This is a genomic window from Rhodopseudomonas sp. BR0C11 (assembly GCF_010820945.1).
Lineage (GTDB): Bacteria > Pseudomonadota > Alphaproteobacteria > Rhizobiales > Xanthobacteraceae > Rhodopseudomonas > Rhodopseudomonas palustris_H.
In genome coordinates this window covers 1-3,090 of the sequence record NZ_QTKI01000503.1, presented here as the reverse complement: position 1 = coordinate 3,090, position 3,090 = coordinate 1, and the positions used below count along the sequence as shown (strand labels likewise).

Genomic DNA, 3,090 nt, shown 5'->3' with positions numbered 1-3,090 from the left:
GCTTCGGATTGGCCCGCAGCTTTTCGAATTCGTGCGGGTTCTCGTTCAGCGCCAGCACCGAGCCCGACATGGTGTTGCGGGTGGTGTCGTTGCCGCCGACGATCAGCAGCAGGATGTTGCCGATCAGGTTGTCGCGGTCCATCGTCCGGGTGGCGTCGTGATGCGCCATCATCGACAGCAGGTCGTTACGCGGCTCCGAGTTCACCCGCTCGTTCCACATCCGGGCGAAATACGCGGCGCATTCGTTCAGCTCGTCACGGCGCTGCTGCTCGGATTCGACCACGCCGCTCTTCGGCAGCGCGGTGGCGACGTCGGACCAGCGCGTCAGCTTGCGGCGTTCGTCGAACGGAAAATCGAACAGCGTCGCCAGCATCTGCGTCGTCAGTTCGATCGAGACGCGGTCGACGAAGTTGAAGGTCTCGCCCCGCGGCAGTCCGTCCAGCACTTTTTGGGTCCGGCCGCGGATCAGCACCGCCAGTTCGTCCAGATGCTGCGGCGTGAACATCGGCGACACCGTCTTGCGCTGCGCCGAGTGCCGCGGCTCGTCCATCGCGATGAAGCTCGGCCAGTCGTAACCGACCGGCGCGTCGCGGATCGAGATGCCGCCGAGCGTGGAATCCGACGAGAAGATCTGGTGGTTGGTGTCGACATGCATGATGTCGTTGTACTTGGTGACGCTCCAATACGGCTCGATCGGCGCATTGGTGCAGTAATGCACCGGCTCTTCCTTGCGCAGCCGTTCGAACCACGGCCATAGCGTGTCGTCGCGGAAGTGCCGCGGCGCGCCGGGATGGAAATCCTTCAGCGGGGTCGCATAAGCTTCCTCGCGCGCCGCCCGCAGCCGCGCCGCTTTTCCGGTCTCGATGGTGCCGTGCATCGTCGTCCTCCCTGGCCATGTCATGGACGCTCGCCTCAAAGCGGCGGCGGTCGCGGTCGGATTTTTTTGTCCCGCCATGGTTCGGTCCGGCGGGTTCGGCCGTCTGATCAGATCGTCAATAGGCGGCAGCGGTGGGGCGCTTTCGGGGAGCCTGACCGGCCGTTCGAACAAATTGATTTGACGGTAGAAAAGCGCTCCGCGCGCGACTTGCGTCGACAAGCTGGAGACCATGCTGCACCGCCCGACCATTGGAGCCTTCTCAGGCTCCCGACGCCGTGACATGGTGCGCGCAAACAACACACGGCGACGCTGCAGGCGCCGCCGAGCGGAGCGAGCACCCAGCATGATTCCCAACGCGCAGAGCCTGTTCAACTTCGATCTCGGCGAGACCGCCGACGCGATCCGGGAGACCGTTCGCGACTTCGCCGCTAACGAGATCGCACCGCGCGCCGAGGCCATCGACAAGACCAACACGTTCCCGCGCGATCTGTGGCCGAAGCTCGGCGCGCTCGGTCTGCACGGCATCACCGTCGAGGAAGACTACGGCGGCGCCGGGCTTGGCTATCTCGAGCACTGCATCGCGATGGAGGAGATCTCCCGCGCCTCGGCCTCGGTCGGCCTGTCCTACGGCGCGCACTCCAACCTCTGCATCAATCAGCTCCGCCGCAACGGCAACGAAGCGCAGAAGCGCAAATATCTGCCGAAGCTGATCAGCGGTGAACACGTCGGCGCGCTGGCGATGAGCGAGCCGGGCGCCGGCTCGGACGTGGTGTCGATGAAGACCCGGGCCGACAAGAAGGGCGACCGCTTCATCCTCAACGGCAACAAGATGTGGATCACCAACGGCCCGATCGCCGAGACGCTGGTGGTGTACGCCAAGACCGATCCGAACGCCGGGCCGCGCGGCATCACCGCGTTCCTGATCGAGAAGGGCTTCAAGGGGTTCTCAACCGCGCAGAAGCTCGACAAGCTCGGGATGCGCGGCTCCGACACCGGCGAACTGGTGTTCGAGGATTGCGAAGTGCCGGAGGAGAACGTGCTCGGCGAGGTCGGCCGCGGCGTCAATGTACTGATGAGCGGGCTCGACTACGAGCGCGCGGTGCTGGCCGCCGGCCCGGTCGGCATCATGCAGGCCTGCATGGACGTGGTGCTGCCCTACGTGCACGAGCGCAAGCAGTTCGGCGAGCCGATCGGCACGTTCCAATTGGTGCAGGGCAAGGTCGCCGACATGTACGTGACGATGAACGCCTCGCGCGCTTACGTCTATGCGGTCGCCAAGGCGTGCGACCGCGGCGAGACCACCCGCGAAGACGCCGCCGGCGCGATCCTGTACGCCGCCGAACGCGCCACGCAGTGCGCGCTCGATGCCATCCAGCTGCTCGGCGGTAACGGCTACATCAACGACTATCCGACCGGCCGCCTGCTGCGTGACGCCAAGCTCTACGAAATCGGCGCCGGCACCAGCGAGATCCGCCGGATGCTGATCGGCCGCGAGCTATTCACCAAGACGGCGTAAGGCGTCACGCGTTGCAAGGGCGCCATCTTGGCGCCCTTGCTTTGACATCTGTGGCCCCTATGGCTCCGCCCCTCGCTTGAAATCGGAGGGACAAAGATGGACGCCAAGGAGGTCTCCGCGCATTGGGAAAGCAACGCCGAGACGTGGACGATGCTGTCGCGTGCCGGCCATGACCGATATCGCGATGCGCTGAATACGCCGGCTTTCCTCGCGATGTTGCCGACGGTCGCTGGTCTGAAGGGGCTGGACCTCGGCTGCGGTGAAGGCACCAACACGCGCGCCGTCGCGCGGCTCGGCGCCTCGATGACCGGCCTCGACATCGCCCCGACCTTCCTGCGCCATGCCCGCGACTCCGAACGACGTGATCCGCTCGGCATCGACTACGTGCTGGGAGACGGCCTCACGCTGCCGTTCGCAGACGGCAGCTTCGATTTCGTGACGGCCTTCATGTCGATGATGGACATGGTCGACCAGGCGACTGTGCTCCGCGAGGTGGCGCGAATCCTGAAGCCGGGCGGCTTTTTGCAGTTTTCCATCCTGCATCCCTGCTTCGTGCCGCCGACACGCCGCAACATCCGCGATGAGCACGGCGTTCCGGTGGCCATCGAACTGGCTGATTACTTCGACGAGAGCGACGGCCGTGTTGAGCGGTGGTTGTTTTCCGGCCTCTCGCCGGAGCAGCAGGCCACGCTGACGC

Annotated in this window: 3 protein-coding genes; 2 read left to right on the top strand and 1 reads right to left on the bottom strand. The window is 65.2% G+C overall.

Features of this window, described 5'->3' with window-relative positions; translation table 11 throughout:
* On the bottom strand, positions 1 to 877 hold an 877-nt coding region (locus DYI24_RS24160), incomplete at its 3' end, for a cytochrome P450 family protein (RefSeq protein WP_164574127.1).
* A 343-nt stretch (positions 878 to 1,220) separates the two neighbouring features.
* Here DYI24_RS24160 and DYI24_RS24155 point away from each other — a divergent pair.
* Together DYI24_RS24155 and DYI24_RS24150 are read left to right on the top strand one after the other, a co-directional pair.
* Positions 1,221 to 2,393 (top strand): isovaleryl-CoA dehydrogenase, encoded by a 1,173-nt coding sequence (locus DYI24_RS24155; RefSeq protein WP_119018066.1) that lies wholly within the window; start codon positions 1,221 to 1,223, stop codon positions 2,391 to 2,393.
* A 96-nt stretch (positions 2,394 to 2,489) separates the two neighbouring features.
* The coding region (locus DYI24_RS24150) for a class I SAM-dependent methyltransferase (protein ID WP_164574126.1) at positions 2,490 to 3,090 on the top strand (601 nt) is incomplete at its 3' end.

Bases quoted from the DNA above. Each gene is read 5' to 3' on its own strand.
- DYI24_RS24155 (WP_119018066.1), top strand. From the start codon at position 1,221: ATGATTCCCAACGCGCAGAGCCTGTTCAACTTCGATCTCGGCGAGACC.